At 32.9% G+C, this 16,687-nt stretch carries 13 protein-coding genes and 1 pseudogene; 9 read left to right on the top strand and 5 right to left on the bottom strand.

Going from position 1 to position 16,687, the window contains the following annotated elements:
- A partial coding sequence (locus OU788_RS06410) for a TonB-dependent receptor (RefSeq protein ID WP_274634391.1) occupies positions 1–1,401 on the bottom strand: 1,401 nt, incomplete at its 3' end.
- Positions 1,402–1,536: 135 nt separating this feature from the next.
- Entirely contained in the window at positions 1,537–3,891 is a 2,355-nt protein-coding gene (locus OU788_RS06405; protein ID WP_274634390.1) for a TonB-dependent receptor, read from the bottom strand.
- Positions 3,892–4,021: 130 nt separating this feature from the next.
- Between OU788_RS06405 and OU788_RS06400 the strand changes: the two genes are divergently transcribed.
- The 8 genes and pseudogenes from OU788_RS06400 (at position 4,022) to OU788_RS06365 (ending at position 13,877) form a co-directional block, all read left to right on the top strand.
- A complete protein-coding gene (locus OU788_RS06400; RefSeq protein WP_274634393.1) occupies positions 4,022–4,681 on the top strand; it encodes a metal-dependent transcriptional regulator in 660 nt (219 codons plus the stop codon).
- Positions 4,682–4,707: 26 nt separating this feature from the next.
- Positions 4,708–5,544, top strand: a complete 837-nt coding sequence (locus OU788_RS06395; protein ID WP_274634389.1) for a ZIP family metal transporter — start codon at positions 4,708–4,710, stop codon at positions 5,542–5,544.
- A 95-nt stretch (positions 5,545–5,639) separates the two neighbouring features.
- Positions 5,640–8,768, top strand: coding sequence for a UvrD-helicase domain-containing protein (locus OU788_RS06390; protein ID WP_274634388.1), 3,129 nt, complete (start codon positions 5,640–5,642; stop codon positions 8,766–8,768).
- 46 nt (positions 8,769–8,814) lie between these two features.
- Positions 8,815–9,980: pseudogene (gene kbl / locus OU788_RS06385) on the top strand (glycine C-acetyltransferase).
- Positions 9,981–10,098: 118 nt separating this feature from the next.
- Complete coding sequence (locus tag OU788_RS06380) at positions 10,099–11,454, top strand: OmpA family protein (protein ID WP_274634387.1); 1,356 nt, start codon at positions 10,099–10,101, stop codon at positions 11,452–11,454.
- A 198-nt stretch (positions 11,455–11,652) separates the two neighbouring features.
- Positions 11,653–13,164 (top strand): F0F1 ATP synthase subunit beta, encoded by a 1,512-nt coding sequence (gene atpD / locus OU788_RS06375; RefSeq protein ID WP_274634386.1) that lies wholly within the window; start codon positions 11,653–11,655, stop codon positions 13,162–13,164.
- 44 nt (positions 13,165–13,208) lie between these two features.
- Positions 13,209–13,502 (top strand): FoF1 ATP synthase subunit delta/epsilon, encoded by a 294-nt coding sequence (locus tag OU788_RS06370; protein WP_274634385.1) that lies wholly within the window; start codon positions 13,209–13,211, stop codon positions 13,500–13,502.
- A 93-nt stretch (positions 13,503–13,595) separates the two neighbouring features.
- Positions 13,596–13,877, top strand: a complete 282-nt coding sequence (locus OU788_RS06365; RefSeq protein ID WP_120186115.1) for a Sec-independent protein translocase subunit TatA/TatB — start codon at positions 13,596–13,598, stop codon at positions 13,875–13,877.
- Positions 13,878–13,906: 29 nt separating this feature from the next.
- Here the strand turns inward: OU788_RS06365 and OU788_RS06360 are convergent, their stop codons facing one another.
- On the bottom strand, positions 13,907–14,371 hold the full coding sequence (locus OU788_RS06360; RefSeq protein WP_274634384.1) for an Lrp/AsnC family transcriptional regulator: 465 nt from the start codon (positions 14,369–14,371) through the stop codon (positions 13,907–13,909).
- Between the two features lie 166 nt (positions 14,372–14,537).
- Here OU788_RS06360 and OU788_RS06355 point away from each other — a divergent pair, with 166 nt between their 5' ends.
- Complete coding sequence (locus OU788_RS06355) at positions 14,538–15,656, top strand: histidine decarboxylase (RefSeq protein WP_274634383.1); 1,119 nt, start codon at positions 14,538–14,540, stop codon at positions 15,654–15,656.
- 47 nt (positions 15,657–15,703) lie between these two features.
- Here the strand turns inward: OU788_RS06355 and OU788_RS06350 are convergent, their stop codons facing one another.
- Entirely contained in the window at positions 15,704–16,318 is a 615-nt protein-coding gene (locus tag OU788_RS06350) for an O-methyltransferase (protein ID WP_274634382.1), read from the bottom strand.
- A gap of 107 nt (positions 16,319–16,425) precedes the next feature.
- Positions 16,426–16,686 carry a hypothetical protein gene (locus OU788_RS06345; RefSeq protein ID WP_274634381.1) on the bottom strand — a complete coding sequence of 87 codons (261 nt, stop codon included), beginning with the start codon at positions 16,684–16,686 and terminating at the stop codon, positions 16,426–16,428.
- Position 16,687: the final 1 nt, after the last annotated feature.

Here is a 16,687-nt window from a genome sequence, read left to right as displayed (position 1 = left end):
TCTATGTGGTAATACAGTTGTTTGTCTACGATCTGGAATATTGTTTTTATTGAAGTTGTAAGCTGCTCCCCATTCTGCTTTAAAAGCATCACTAATTCTATGATCTCCTAATAACTGGTGAACATATAAAGTGTTTCTCATAAATGTTTGTCTTTGAATTACAGCTCCACCTTCTGGCGCATTATCAAAAACATCATAAATTCCTTGATAATCATCATGAGAATTGCTAGAGTTGTTTACCATTAAAGCGTTATACTTTATCTCTTGACCTTTGTGCTTTAACCTAATATTCCCCATAAAAGTAGTATTAGTGTCATAAGAATAAGATTCTCTAGTTAAATCTTTTCTAGCTACTCCAGAAACGTTAACATCTCCTCTAGCTACTCCTTCTTTATAACTGTAACCATTGTCAAATGATCCAACAGCAAAAAAGCTTATTTTAGTTTCAGGAGATAAGTTGTAAGAATCTCCTCCTTTAATAGCGATAGAAGAACTTACTGGGAAGTTACCAGTTTGTCTGTCCCAACTAGTTGTGAAGTTGTAGTTGTTTAATGGAAAAGCAGGATAATATGTTTTGTAAAATCCGAAATTGCTAGGTCCATCAGCAACGTAAAACTTACTTTTTTGTGATGCAACAGTGTTTAATGAAGACCCTAAGCTAACTTCAGCAAAACCGTTACCTTTATATACTTTTGAGGCAATATTGATGTTAGCTCCACCAAAATCTCCATAGTTTTTAGTAGAATATGTTTTATCTAAACCAATATATTCAACAATATCAGTAGAAAAAATACTTAAGTCAATGTTTTTTCTTGATGGATCATTTGATGGTAATGGAAGTCCGTTTAACGAAGTTACATTATATCTATCTCCAAGGCCTCTAACAAAAACACTACCTCCAGAACCCTCTTGTTTAGAAACTCCAGTAGTTTTTGTTACAGCAGTAGCAATATCACTAACTCCTTTTCTTGAAAGCTCTTGATTACCAATTTTGGTTTCAATAGTTACAGCTTTTCTTTGTTCTAAAAGTAAAGCACTTTCTTTCTCTCTACTAACCGTTGCGTTAATTTTTACTTCATCTAAAGCAACTCCTTGGTTAGCTCCAATTTCTTGGTTTACTATCAGTGCTTCGTTTGCTTTAACAACGATAGTTCTTTCTTCAGTTTGGTATCCTACGAAACTAAAAACAATAGTTTGATTTCCTGCTGGAACACTTAAAGTATATTTACCTTCCATATCGGTAGTAGCACCAATAGATGTTCCTTTAATAAAAACATTAGCAAAAGGCAATGCTTCACCGCTCATTTCTTTGTCAGTAACAGTACCGTTTACAGTACCTTTGCTTTGAGAAAATGCTAAATTACATAAGCTTAAAAAAGCTATAAATAATATTTTTTTCATTCTAATCTTTGAATTCTGTTTATTTATGGCGCAAAATTCAAGTTAAACAGTAAAGCTAATGTTATGTAGGAATTACTTTTGTATTATTAGAATGTTGATTTAATGTTAATCAAATAGCTGTATGTTACGCGAATGTTAATTACTCGTAAATTTTACACCAAAAACGAAGGTTCTTGGGGTGGCTGGACCAAAAATAAAGTTGCTATCCCTGTCTTTTCCTGTATCAAATTCACTTTGATAATCGTCTAAAATGTTCTTAATACCAGCGTTAAGCTCTATATTGGTGTTAAGTTTTTCTACATTAAAAGTATAACTAGTGTTAACACCTAAGTTAAAAAATGAAGGAGAGCTAAAATATTCACCAATATTTTCATGATTATCATTTGGAGGGTTGAAATCAGGATTAGGTATAATGTGTAAAACATTCATTTGTCCTGTGTATACTAAATTTAAAGCAGTTTTAAATTTTTGATTAGGAGTATAGGTAGCAGTAGCGTACCCGTAAGTTGTGGGTGTTCGTAAAAACTCTCTTTTAGGCGATAGATTATGAAAATTATCAACAGCTGTATTAAATTTACTAGATTGATATGTGAACCCTGCGTCTAACTGTAAAATTCCATCATAATTTAAACGGGTTTCTAAAGTAATTCCTTGCACAACAGCTCCGTCTCCATTTCTTTTTTCAAAAATTTCCCCAAAATCATCTTTATCTGTAGCTTCTAAGTAAAAAGCATCTTTTAAATTGGTGTAAAAACTCTCAATGGTAAAACTATATATATAATGTTCTGTAGGTTTGTCGTAATTAAAGGAAAGTGTATAACTATTAGAACGTTCTCTTTTTAAATCATCAGCTAATACAACTCGTGATACTCCTCCACCAGCAAAAGCAATGTGTAAATCGGTGTCAAAAGCTTGCGGAGCCCTAAAACCAGTACCCCAAGTTCCTCTGATTTGAGTATTTTCAAATGGTTTGAATAATAATGATACTCTCGGGCTTGCAACATTGTTCGTAATGTTTTTTTGAGTACCATCTGTTTTAAGTGTGTTAAATGTATGGTTGTCATATCGTATTCCTGATAGTAAATTTAACTTATCTGAAATTTCCCAATCACTTTGAAAAAAGAATCCGTAGTTTTTAGTAAGCTGATCTACTTTATATTGATAAGCATCAATAACATCAAAAACATCGTCTTGTACAAATTCACTCCCTAGTGTAAGTATGTTGTTACCTCCAAGAAATTCTTCTAATTTATGGTTGAGTTGCAGTCCTCCTTGAAAGGTGGTTGTGGTTGAATTTCCGTACGGTGGATTAGCCAAATGTGCTGTGTCTTCAGTAGTGTCAATATCTGGACGAATACCTGTATAATGTTCTCTTCCGGTATATTGTATAGCAAAATAGGTAATGATTGAACTTTTATCATCGTTAAAATTAATTTGATAATCAACATTTCCTACATACACGTCATGCACGCGTTCTTCAGATTGCATTGCAAAATGTGGAGCATTATCAATCATTTCTCCACCATAACGATATTCATTCATTTTGCTGAAGTTGATTTCTAATTTTTGATTTTCAGTTGGAAGAAAGAATAGGTTTGTTCCAAAAGAGTTGTTCTTTAACTCAGGAAGTTCAGAAAAATTATCACCATTAGCATCATACATGGCTCTTCTTCGGTTGTTGATAAAAAATGAAGCACCCGCATTTCTGTCTTCATTAACTATGGTTGCATTTCCGGTAATAATATGGTCAGAAATTCCTTTTATATTCTGATAAGTGTACCCCATACTATAATTGTTTTTCTTTGGAATTTTAGTAATGACGTTTACTGTCCCTCCAATCGCACTTGAACCGTACAAAGCAGAACCTCCACCGCGAACTACCTCGATACGTTCAATCATGTTGGTAGGTACTTGCTCCAATCCGTATAAACCAGTTAATGGACTAAAAATAGGACGACCATTAATTAATATTTGTGAATATCCGCCAGCTAAACCATTCATGCGAAGTTGTGTATAGTTGCAAGTTTGACAGTCGGTTTCTACACGTAAACCCGTTTGAAATTTCAACCCTTCAGATAAATTACATGCCTGAACATCTGCTAAAGTTTGACTGTTGATAACATTTACAATCACAGGGCTATTCGTTCTGCGTTTATCTGTGCGTGTTCCCGTAATGGTTACTTGGTCTAAAATTTCTGCAGTTTCAGTCAATATAAAATCAACTGTTTTTTCTTCGGAAGAGTTTAAGGTTACTGTTTTTCTTTCAGATAAAAAACCTAAGGAAGATGCAACCAAAACAAATTTACGTTTAGTGGTTTTTAACTCGTAGTTTCCATATTCATCAGTAGTTGTTCCTTTTTCAGTTCCTTTTATAAATACACTAGCAAATGGTACTATATCGCCTGATGATGTGCTGATTTTTCCTTTAATAGTTTGTCCGATAGCAATATTTGATAGCAATAGAATTGTGAAAGCAACTAGATTTTTCATCCTAAAAATAGTTTGTTGTGGTGGTTTCGAAATAAAATTTGATACAAATATAAATATATTTTTAGGTTGGTCTAAAAATATATTTGATTAAACTAAAATTTATATATTTGTACATCTAAAAAAGAATATGATGTTTAGTCAATCTGAAGAAAATTATATAAAAACGATCTATCATTTAGAAGCTGATTTTAAAAAAGGAATCAGTACAAATGCTATAGCTAAAAAGTTAGATACAAAAGCATCATCGGTAACAGATATGATTAAGAAACTATCTGAAAAAGATGTTGTGACTTATAAAAAATATCAAGGAGTAACCTTGACCGATTTTGGGAAAAAAACAGCAGCTAATATTGTTCGTAAGCATCGATTATGGGAAGTTTTTTTAGTAGATAAATTAAATTTTTCTTGGGATGAAGTTCACGAGGTGGCAGAACAGCTTGAGCATATCAAGTCTCCGAAATTAATCAATGAACTAGATGCTTTTTTAGAACACCCTAAGAGAGATCCACACGGAGATCCTATTCCAGATAAAGAAGGTAACTTACAGGTAATAGAAAAAAGTTTATTATCAACGTTGAAGGAAAATGAAATAGGAGTTTGTGTAGGGGTTGATGATAGTTCTTCAGAATTTTTACGCTTTTTAGATAAACAAGGAGTTGCTTTAGGAAAACAAATAAAGGTAGTAGAAAAAGAACCTTTTGATGGTTCTCTAGTTATAGAAATGGATGGGAAAACACTGTCTGTTTCAAATAAAATAGCAAGTAACTTATATATTCAAAAATCACGTTAAACAACTAATAAGAGATAGTATTATAGATGGATTTATTTAATCAATTAGTAGAATTTGGGAAGGAACACCCAATTCAAGCAGCATTATATGCATCGCTTTTTACCTGGGGATTAACAGCTTTAGGAGCTAGTTTAGTGTTCTTTTTCAAAAAAATGAACCGAGCAGTTTTAGATGGAATGCTTGGTTTTACAGGAGGAGTAATGGTTGCAGCGAGTTTCTGGAGTTTGTTATCGCCAGCAATTGATAATAGTCCAGGTGAAGGGTTTGTAAAAGTAATTCCATCAGCAATTGGATTTGCTTTAGGAGCTTTAGCATTATTCGGAATGGATAAATTATTACCACACTTACATATTAATTTTAAAGAACATGAAGTTGAAGGTGTTAAGACGAGCTGGCATAAAACAACTTTGTTAGTTTTAGCAATAACCTTACATAACATTCCGGAAGGATTAGCAGTAGGAGTATTGTTTGGAGCAGCATCAACAATGGTAGGAGTAGAGCAAACTGAAATGATAATTGCAGCAATTTCATTGGCCATTGGTATTGGGATTCAAAACTTCCCTGAAGGATTTGCAGTAGCAATGCCGCTTCGTAGACAAGGAGTAAGTCGTTTTAAAAGTTTTTGGTATGGTCAAATGTCGGCAATTGTAGAGCCAATGGCAGCTGTTTTAGGAGCGGTAGCGGTATCGTTTTTTACACCAATTTTACCGTATGCTTTAGCATTTGCTGCAGGAGCAATGATTTTTGTGGTTGTAGAAGAGGTAATTCCTGAAACTCAACGAGATAAATATACAGATATTGCTACACTCGGTTTTATAGGTGGGTTTATTGTTATGATGTCGTTAGATGTCGGTCTTGGCTAGAGTGTAAGCTATTTTGATAAGCATAAAATTATGATTCTTGCGAAAGCGGGAATCTTTTTTTTTGGTTAAATTGCTAGCTCAATTATATTTTCATTTTGTTACAAAATCCATCAAGTTTTCAGGTATATAACGCTTCGGCAGGTAGCGGTAAAACATTCACTTTAGTAAAAGAGTATCTAAAAGTTTTGCTGCAATCTGAAGATATTTTCCGTTTTCAAAAAATATTGGCAATTACATTCACCAACAAAGCTGCGGGTGAAATGAAAGAGCGTGTGTTGCAAAACTTAGAAGTTTTTTCAGAAGGAGAAAATAACGATTTGTTAGAGGTAATTTTGAAGGAAACTTCGCTTGACAGAACTGTTGTTAAAGAGCGAAGCAAAAAATTATTAGATGAAATTCTTCGGAATTATGCAGCGTTTTCAATTACTACAATTGATAGTTTTACACATAAAATCATAAAAAGTTTTGCATACGATTTAGGATTACCACTCAATTTTGAAGTAGAAATGGATGCAATTTCATTGTTAAATGAAGCGGTAGATGTACTCATTTCAAAAATTGGAACCGATGAAGCTTTAACAAAGTTGTTGATTGATTTTTCATTAGATAAAGCTGATGATGATAAATCGTGGGATATTTCTCGTGAACTAAATGAGTTTTCTAAAATTTTATTGAATGAAGACGATACAAAGCATTTTAGAAAATTAGCAGATAAACAGCTCGCTGATTTTACCAATTTAAAAACAAAACTATCCAAACATCAAAAAGAAATAAAAAAACGTTGGAAAGAAATTGGAGAAGAAGCACTTCGAGTGATTGAAAGTATGCAATTAGCTCATAATGATTTTTATCGTTCAATGCTGCCTAATCATTTTTTAGCGTTATCTCAAAATCCTGAAAAAGCGAAGTTTTTTGATGAAAGTGCTCTTAGAGAACGAATAGAAGAAAATAATTTTTACGCCAAGTCAAAGTCAGATGATATAAAAGCAGCTATCGAAGGACTTTTACCAGAATTACTTCGATTATATACAGAGTCAGAAAAATTGTATCAGCAGTTTTTGATGAATAATTTGGCGTTAAAAAGTATCATTCCGCTGGCAGTTTTAAATAATATCAATCAAGAACTTTCACATTTAAAAGAAGAAAATAACTTACGACTAAACGCAGAGTTCAATCAGTTGATTTCTGATAATATTAAAGACCAGCCTGCACCATTTATTTACGAACGTATTGGGCAACGATTTATGCATTATTTTATTGATGAAATGCAAGATACTTCCTCTTTACAGTGGCAAAATTTAATTCCGCTGATTGATAATGCGCTGGCGCAAGAAAACAGTAATTTGTTGTTGGTAGGTGATGGTAAACAGGCAATTTATCGTTGGCGTGGAGGAAAGTCTGAACAATTTATTGGTTTAGGATCGGAGAAAGACAATCCGTTTCATATTTCGAAAGAAGTAAAAACTTTAGAAACTAATTTTAGGAGTTATGCTGAGGTAATAAATTTTAACAATCAGTTTTTTCAACATACAGCAAATTTCTTGCAAAATGAATCCTACAAACAATTGTTTATTGATGGAAATAAGCAGCTAGAAAACTCAAAAAAAGGAGGTTGTGTATCGCTGACTTTTTTGGAAAAGGAAGATGAAAAAGAAGATGAACAGATAAAATATCCGAAGAAAGTTCTAGAGCTTGTCAAAAGATTAGAAAAAGAGTTTTCGCTGAATGAAATTTGTATTCTGGTTCGAAAAAAGAAAGATGGAATTGCTGTGGCAAATTACTTGTCAGAAAATGGAATTGATATCATTTCTTCAGAAACTTTATTGTTAGAAAATAGTTCCAAAGTCAAGTTTATTATGGATGTTTTACAGGTAATTCAACATCCGAATGATAAAGAAACATGCTTAGAAATGCTCTATTTTTTGCAAGAACATTTAAAAGTTACAGAACATAAACATTCGTTTATTGCTGAGTTGATTGGTCAACCTAATGAAGCCATTTTTCAACAGTTAAAAAACTACGGAACTACTTTTGAATTATCAACTTTCCATCAGCTGCCTTTTTATGAAAAAGTAGAAGAAATTATTCGAGGTTTTCAACTGATTACTTCTTCAGATGCCTATGTGCAATTTTTCTTAGATGTGGTATTAGAACAACAGCGAAGAGGAACGAGTATTCAAGAGTTTTTAGACTTTTGGTCAGATAAAAAAGATAAGTTGAGTATTGTGGCTCCAGAGAGTGGAAATGCGGTACAAGTGATGACGATACACAAATCAAAAGGATTGGAATTCCCGGTGGTAATTTTTCCCTATGATTTAGATGTGTATCGACAAGTCAATCCGAAAGTTTGGTTAGATGAATTACCCGATAATTTTGATGGATTTAAAGAATTATTAGTTCCCTTCAATAAAGACTTGAACTATGTAAACGACCGCGGTTCGGAGATTTATCATCAGCAGCGAGAGGAGTTAGAATTAGATAATTTTAATTTGTTATATGTTGCATTGACAAGAGCGGTAGAACAGTTACATGTTATAACCGAAAAGAAAATTTCTTCGAAAGGAGAAGAGAATACGAATTTTTACTCAGGGGTTTTTATTAATTATTTAAAAGCTCAAAATTTATGGAATGATGACCAGCTAGAATATACTGTTGGTATTCCTGAAAGAGTAAGTGAATCTAAAGAGCAGAATAACGCAACTGAAATTCAAGAAACGTTTATTTCTACTCCTTGGCAAGAACACAATATTCAAATGTTGGCTAGTGCTTCTAAATTATGGGATACTGAACAAGGAAAAGCCATTGAGTTTGGTAATTTAATCCATGAAATGATGGCGGAAGTAAGCACTAAAGAGGATATTAATGAAGTAGTACTTCGATATGAGCAGCAAGGAATTCTTCCGAAAGAAAAAACAGAAGAAATAACTAAAAAGATTCGGCAAATTATAAATCATCCATTGTTACAAGATTATTTTTCGGATGAGATAACGGTATTCAATGAACGCGAAATTGTAGATATCGATGGTCAAATTGTAATTCCAGACCGATTGGTGTTTAATCAAGAAAACGAAGTGGTAATTATCGATTATAAAACAGGGAAGCCTTCCAAAGTATATCATCAACAATTATTGAGGTACGCGAGAGTATTGCAAACGATGAATTTTAAAGTTCAGAAGAAACTACTCATATATATTGATGAAGAAATTTTGGTTGAAGAAGTTTAAAACCTAACTTTGACCTTTTATAGCAAACAACTTTCAAACATAAATTATGTACGGAAAAATTAAAGAACAATTACAACAAGAAATTCAGGATATTAAAGATGCTGGATTATATAAATCAGAGCGCATTATTACTTCGTCGCAAGATGCGGTTATTAAAATCTCTACAGGTGAAGAGGTAATCAACTTTTGTGCAAATAATTATTTAGGGTTGTCGAATAATCCAGAAGTAATTCAAGCAGCAAAAAATGTTATGGATACTCATGGTTTTGGAATGTCATCTGTACGTTTCATTTGTGGTACGCAAGATATTCATAAGCAATTGGAAAAAAAGATTGCAGATTTTTATACTACGGAAGACACTATATTATACGCTGCAGCTTTTGATGCAAATGGAGGTGTACTATTATTTCTGATAGTTTAAACCATGCATCTATTATTGACGGAGTGCGTTTGTGTAAAGCAGCTCGTTACCGTTATAATAATAATGATATGGCTTCATTAGAAGAGCAATTAATTGAAGCGAATAAGAAAGGTCATCGCTTTAAAATTATTGTAACTGATGGTGTTTTCTCTATGGACGGAATTGTAGCAAAGTTAGATGAAATATGTGATTTAGCTGATAAGTACGATGCAATGGTAATGGTAGATGAATGTCATGCAGCAGGATTTATAGGGAAAACAGGTAGAGGTACAGTAGAGCTTAAAAATGTAATGGATCGTGTTGATATCGTTACCGGAACTTTAGGGAAAGCTCTTGGAGGAGCAATGGGAGGATATACAACGGGTAAAAAAGAAATTATTGAAATTTTACGTCAACGTTCTCGCCCGTATTTATTCTCAAACTCATTAGCACCTGCTATTGTAGGGGCTTCTTTAAAAGTATTTGATTTATTATCAAACGATACATCGTTACGCGATAAATTAGAGTGGAACACCAACTATTTCCGTACAGAAATGGAAAAAGCAGGTTTTGATTTAGTAGGAGCTGATGCTGCAATTGTACCTGTAATGTTATACGATGCAAAGTTGTCGCAAGTAATGGCGAATAAGTTATTAGAAGAAGGTATTTATGTGATAGGTTTCTTTTACCCTGTAGTGCCAAAAGAACAAGCAAGAATTAGAGTGCAACTTTCAGCAGCTCATGAAAAAGAGCATTTAGATAAGGCAATAAACGCGTTTATCAAGGTTGGAAAAGAGCTGAAAGTGATATAAATTAGTTCTTCAAAAACTTGCATTTGTTGTAAGTTTTTGTAGATTTGTTTTTGTAAATAAGTTTTAACAACTTACATTTGCGAATATATAAACGAACTTTTAATTTAAATTTTTAATAATGAAACAATTAAAATTAGCTGTGATGGCTTTATTTGCGTTTGCTGCAGTAAACGTTAGCGCACAGGATTCAGACAACCCTTGGGCGGTTGGTTTCGGGGCTAATGCAGTAGACATTAGAGTTCCTTCTAAATTTGGAGATTATGCTAAAGATTACATCGGTACTAGTGACTGGAACATCTTACCATCTATCTCAAGAGTAACTGTTGATAGATACTTAAACGATGGGTTTACATTACAATTAGCAGGGTCTTTAAACAAAATTGAAACTGTTTACACAGAGAATGATTCAGATATGCTTTACTGGGCTATTGATGCTAACGTAAAGTATGACATGAACAACTTATTTGGACACACTGGATGGTGGGATCCTTATGTATATGTTGGTGGAGGTTATACTTCTGTTGATGATTTAGGTGAAGGTATGTTAAATGCTGGTGCTGGATTCAACGTCTGGTTTAACGACAATTTAGGGTTAAACTTCCAAACAGGAGGTAAGAAAGAGTTTGCTGATAAAGTAAAAGATCACTTCCAACACTCAATCGGTTTAGTATTCAAATTTGGAGGAAAAGATACTGACGGAGACGGAGTATACGATAAAGAAGATGCTTGTCCAGAAGTTGCTGGATTAAAAGAATTCAACGGGTGTCCTGATACAGACGGAGACGGAATCAAAGATTCTGACGATGCTTGTCCAGAAGTTGCTGGTTTAGCTGCTTTAAACGGATGTCCTGATGCAGATGGAGATGGTATCGCTGATAAAGATGATGCTTGTCCAACTGAAAAAGGAACTAAAGCTAACAACGGTTGTCCTGATGCTGATGGAGACGGTGTTGTAGATGGAAAAGATAAGTGTCCTAACACTGCTGGTCCAGCTGAAAACAACGGATGTCCTTGGCCAGATACTGACGGAGACGGAGTATTAGACAAAGACGATAAGTGTCCAAACGAAGCTGGTGTAGCATCTAACAACGGATGTCCAGAAGTAGTAATCAAAGAAGAAGCTGTTAAGCAATTAAACGAGTTCGCAAGAGCTATTTACTTCAACTCTGGTAAATCTACTTTTAGAACTGGTACTACTGGTAAATTAGATTTAATCGCTGCAGTAATGAAAGAATATCCTAAAGCTAACTTTAGCATTCAAGGACATACTGATAGTTCAGGATCTAACTCATTAAACCAAAAATTATCTGAAAGAAGAGCTAAAGCTGTTTTAGATTACTTAGTAGCTAAAGGAGAAATCGCTGCTGACAGATTAACTTCTGCAGGTTTTGGTGAAGATTACCCAATCGCTGATAACAAAACAAGAGAAGGTAGAGCTCAAAACAGACGTGTTGAAATTAAAGTTGTAAAATAATTTTAAGCACATATCTATAAAAATTAAGCCTCACATTTGTGAGCCGCCTCACATTTGTGAGGCTTTTTTTATGGAATTTTTTTATGGAAAAATACCGCGAAAGGTTTTTTAAATTCCACTAAAAAAATTACCTTTGCACCTTGAAAAAATGAGTTAAAACTCATATAGTAAATAAAATAACTTTAATTACATATAGTAATGTCTACAATAACAGGTAAAGTTTCTCAAATTATTGGTCCAGTAATCGATGTTGAGTTTAATACAGAAAATGCTGAATTGCCAAAGATTTATGATTCGTTAGAAATTAAAAAAGCAGACGGTTCAACTTTAGTTTTAGAAGTTCAACAACACATTGGTGAAGATACAGTTCGTACTATTTCTATGGATGCGACTGATGGTTTACAAAGAGGGCAAGAAGTAATTGCTACTGGTAATCCAATTCAAATGCCAATAGGTAGTGATATCTACGGTCGTTTATTTAATGTAACAGGAGATGCAATTGATGGATTAGGAGATTTACCTAAAGAAGGTGAAGCAGGTTTACCAATTCACCGTCAAGCGCCAAAATTTGAAGAATTATCAACTTCTACCGAAGTATTATTTACAGGAATTAAAGTAATTGATTTAATTGAGCCTTATGCAAAAGGAGGTAAAATTGGATTATTTGGAGGTGCAGGAGTAGGGAAAACTGTATTAATTCAAGAGTTAATTAACAACATCGCAAAAGGACACGGAGGTTTATCTGTATTCGCAGGTGTAGGTGAAAGAACTCGTGAAGGAAACGATTTATTACGTGAGATGTTAGAATCAGGAATTATCAAGTATGGTGATGATTTCATGCACTCTATGGAAGATGGAGGATGGGATTTATCTAAAGTTGATAAAGCTGGAATGAGAGATTCTAAAGCTACTTTCGTATTCGGTCAGATGAATGAGCCACCAGGAGCACGTGCTCGTGTAGCATTATCTGGATTAACAATTGCTGAGTATTTCCGTGACGGAGCTGGTGAAGCACAAGGAAAAGACGTATTATTCTTCGTTGATAATATCTTCCGTTTTACACAAGCAGGTTCTGAGGTATCGGCATTATTAGGTCGTATGCCATCTGCGGTAGGTTACCAACCAACATTAGCAACAGAGATGGGAGCAATGCAAGAGCGTATTACTTCTACTAAGAAAGGATCTATTACATCTGTACAAGCGGTTTATGTACCTGCGGATGATTTAACGGATCCAGCACCAGCAACAACGTTTGCTCACTTAGATGCTACTACAGTATTATCTCGTAAGATTGCCGAGTTAGGTATTTACCCAGCAGTAGATCCATTAGATTCTACATCAAGAATTTTAACAGCAGATATTTTAGGAGATGAGCACTATAACTGTGCACAAAGAGTAAAAGAAATCTTACAACGTTATAAAGAATTACAAGATATTATCGCAATTTTAGGTATGGAAGAATTATCTGAAGAAGATAAATTAGTAGTTCACAGAGCGCGTCGTGTACAACGTTTCTTATCTCAACCATTCCACGTAGCAGAGCAGTTTACAGGAATTCCAGGGGTATTAGTAGATATTAAAGATACTATCAAAGGATTCAACATGATTATGGATGGTGAATTAGATAAGTATCCTGAAGCAGCATTCAACTTAAAAGGATCGATTCAAGAAGCAATCGATGCTGGAGAGAAAATGTTAGCTGAAGCGTAATTAATTGCCTTAAGCAATAGCTTAAAGCCCTAAAGCATTAAAATATGTATTTAGAAATTGTAACACCAGAAGCTATCTTATTTTCATCAGAAGTTGATTCTGTAGCAGTACCAGGTGTAAATGGAGAATTCCAAATGTTAAATAATCACGCACCAGTGGTGTCTATTTTAACTGAAGGAAGAATAAAAGTACATGTACACACTCAAACTCATTTAGTTTTTGATGATTTACATGCAAACATTGAAAGATTACCAGAAGATGATAAAGTATTAACTTTAAAAATCAAATCAGGAACTCTTGAAATGAAAGATAATAAAGTGATTATTCTTGCAGACTAATGCATTTTATATAAAATAAAAAAGCAACCAAATTTGGTTGCTTTTTTATTTTATATAAAGTATAGGAAATTGAATTTAACTATCTTTGCAGTGATGAATGGAATATTTTTATTTATTGGAGGACCAGAGATTTTTGTAATCTTGTTAATCGTAGTTATGTTATTTGGGGCTGATAAAATTCCTGAGATAGCAAGAGGGCTAGGAAAGGGAATGCGTCAAATTAAAGATGCAACAAACGACATTAAACGAGAGATTAATGAAAGTGCAAAAAATCAAGGTATAGATACAGACTTTGTTAAAGACATAAACAATGAAATTAACGAAGTAAAAGATAATATTGATGATTTTACAGGCCCTATAAAAAGGAGTCGTTAAATCAATAAAATTGACATAGTTCCTAAGAATTATGTCAATTTTATTTTTGTAGTGTTTTTAACTTGCTTCATTACAAACGAGCTTTGGATGTTTGATATTACTTCTAACTGTGATAATTTTTTTAGCACAAAATCCTGATATTCATTCATGTCTTTCAAAACAACTTTTAACAAGAAGTCATACACACCAGCTATATAAGACACCTCTACTATTTCATCTATTTTAGACATGTACTCTTCAAATTCTTTAAAAGCACTTTCTTGATGCTTTACTAGTGTAACTTGACAATAAACAATTAAACTCTTATCAATTGTTTCTAAGTTTACTAAAGCCACGTATTTATCTATAATTCCGTTAGCCTCCATCTTTTTTACACGTTCGTGAGTAGGTGTTATAGATAGGTTTACTTTGTTGGCTAGTTGTTTTATAGATTGCTTACAGTCATTTTGCAATTCTTCTAATAGCTTTTTATCTACATTATCTAGTTGATGCATGGTATGTTTTTCTGTTTTAAAATGATTTTCAGAGTTAAAAAAGAAATTTAATCTTTTTAAAGGTTAAAAATAGGTGTTTTTTCTTTATTGATAGTGTTATTGCAGATTTTTATACTTTAAGAATATATTTGTTAAGTAATTTATTAATATTTAAAAATAGGTAGTTATGAGTAGAATAAAAGACGTTTATGACAGAATTAGTGATGCTTCAGCTAACTTTCTTGGGTATCCTTTAGCAAAGGATTTCAATTACAGTGAATTTGCACCTTTTTTAAATGTATGTATTAACAATGTAGGTGATCCAGAATCTCCTTCTACATTATCTATTGATACAAAAGATATAGAGCGAGAAGTAGTTAGTTTTTTTGCTGATATATTATCATCTTCAACCAAAGATGTATGGGGTTATGTAACGAATGGAGGAACTGAAGGAAATCTATACGGTCTGTATTTAGCACGTGAGAGTTTTAATAATCCAGTGGTTTATTATAGTGAATCTACACATTATAGTGTTAAAAAGAATTTACACTTATTAAACTTAAAGAATATCGTTGTTAGAAGTCAAGATAATGGAGAAATGGATTATGAAGATTTAGAGAATTTGATAACATTACACAGAGATAAACCAGCAGTTTTCTTTTTAAATATTGGAACTACCATGACAGAAGCTGTTGATGACTTAGATAGAATTAAAGCAATTATTAAAAAGTACGCTATCAAAGATTATTATATTCATTGTGATGCAGCATTTTTAGGGTGCATTGCTCCTTTTGTTGAACCAAAACCAAAATTTGACTTTGCTGAAGGGATTGATAGTATTTCTATATCTGGACATAAGTTCATTGGTGGACCAATACCTTGTGGAATAGTTTTAGCAAAGAGAAAACATAGAGATAGAATTGTGAACTCAGTTTCGTATGTAGGAACTTTAGATACTACAATTACAGGGTCAAGAAATGGATTAACACCTTTATTATTATGGGCTTTTATAGAAAAGCACGGAAAAGAAGGGTTGATTTCAAGAACGAAAAAATCGCAAGAATTAGCTGCTTATACAGAGCAAAAGTTAAAAGAAATAGGTGTTAATGCATGGAGAAATAATGAAGCATTAACTGTTGTGTTAGATAAACCTTCGGATGTTTTATGTAAAAAGTACCAATTAGCTTCAGAAAATGATATGGCGCATATCATTTGCGTTCCAGGAACTGAAGAATGGCAAATAGACGCTTTTATTGAAGATTACAAAAAAGAATTATTTATTGCAGAAAGATTAACGTGTAATTAAATTTTAATTTCATCATTTCATAAAAACAAAAAGGTAAATCATATGATTTACCTTTTTGTTTTTACAACCGTTTCTAAGCGACTATCTTCATTTAAGAGTCTATTATATTCAAGAAGTATTTTTGTGTCGATATCTTTAGGATCTAGTTCTTCAATTACTTTACCACTCCAAAGTACATTATCAGATAAAATGATACCTCCTTTGTTCATTTTTTCGATAATCAAATGAAAATAGTTTACATAATTAGATTTATCGGCATCAATAAAAACCAAATCAAACTTAGCATCAATTGTAGGAATAATGTCTATGGCGTTTCCAACATATTGAGTTATTTGATCTTTGTATTCCGATTTTTGAAAATATTTGTGCTGCAATTCTTCCAATTCCTCATTTTTATCAATCGTATGAATCATTCCATCTTTTGAAAGTCCTTCAGCTAAACATAAGGCAGAATACCCTGTGTAGGTACCAATCTCTAAAATAGTTGTTGGTTGTACTAATTTAGAAATCATTGATAAAACCCTACCTTGAAAAGCACCACTTAACATACGCGGATTTAATACTTTTTGCCAAGTTTCTCTACTTAATTCTTGTAGTAGTTTAGGTTCAGCTTGAGAATGCTCAACAACATAATTATCTAGTTTTTCTGGTAAAAAGTGCATGTGATTATTTTTTCTGTGGCAAAATTAAAAAAACGGAATTTATCGCTACAATAAATTCCGTTTCAATCTAACAAAAAATCAAAAATTGGTTATAAAAACCAAACTTGTTAATTAAAGTTATTTAATTGTTCTTTTAAAGCTTCTTTTTCTTTCTGAGAAAAACAAGGGTTATTTTTTTTACAATTGCCTGATTTTAGTTTTAAAATATCAGACATTTTTCTGTTTTGTTTAGAGTACAAAATGCAAATTTTACAAACTACTAAATGCCAACTAAGCTGAATTCTTTCATATATTGAGGCTTCACCATATTGGCTTTTATCACAAATAGTAGTGGCTTCATCACATGTAATTTTAAAAAATTTAAACATC

The organism is Tenacibaculum sp. L6 (assembly GCF_028823685.1).
Classification (GTDB): domain Bacteria; phylum Bacteroidota; class Bacteroidia; order Flavobacteriales; family Flavobacteriaceae; genus Polaribacter.
Note: the sequence above shows the minus strand (reverse complement) of the source record. Positions and strands in the feature narration are given on the sequence as shown.

Excerpts from the sequence above, each read along its gene's own strand:
- OU788_RS06380 (WP_274634387.1), top strand. The coding sequence starts at position 10,099 with ATGAAACAATTAAAATTAGCTGTGATGGCTTTATTTGCGTTTGCTGCA.
- OU788_RS06370 (WP_274634385.1), top strand. The coding sequence starts at position 13,209 with ATGTATTTAGAAATTGTAACACCAGAAGCTATCTTATTTTCATCAGAA.
- OU788_RS06355 (WP_274634383.1), top strand. The coding sequence starts at position 14,538 with ATGAGTAGAATAAAAGACGTTTATGACAGAATTAGTGATGCTTCAGCT.
- OU788_RS06405 (WP_274634390.1), bottom strand. The coding sequence starts at position 3,891 with ATGAAAAATCTAGTTGCTTTCACAATTCTATTGCTATCAAATATTGCT.
- OU788_RS06365 (WP_120186115.1), top strand. The coding sequence starts at position 13,596 with ATGAATGGAATATTTTTATTTATTGGAGGACCAGAGATTTTTGTAATC.
- OU788_RS06350 (WP_274634382.1), bottom strand. The coding sequence starts at position 16,318 with ATGCACTTTTTACCAGAAAAACTAGATAATTATGTTGTTGAGCATTCT.
- OU788_RS06360 (WP_274634384.1), bottom strand. The coding sequence starts at position 14,371 with ATGCATCAACTAGATAATGTAGATAAAAAGCTATTAGAAGAATTGCAA.
- OU788_RS06400 (WP_274634393.1), top strand. The coding sequence starts at position 4,022 with ATGTTTAGTCAATCTGAAGAAAATTATATAAAAACGATCTATCATTTA.
- OU788_RS06395 (WP_274634389.1), top strand. The coding sequence starts at position 4,708 with ATGGATTTATTTAATCAATTAGTAGAATTTGGGAAGGAACACCCAATT.
- atpD (WP_274634386.1), top strand. The coding sequence starts at position 11,653 with ATGTCTACAATAACAGGTAAAGTTTCTCAAATTATTGGTCCAGTAATC.
- OU788_RS06345 (WP_274634381.1), bottom strand. The coding sequence starts at position 16,686 with ATGTTTAAATTTTTTAAAATTACATGTGATGAAGCCACTACTATTTGT.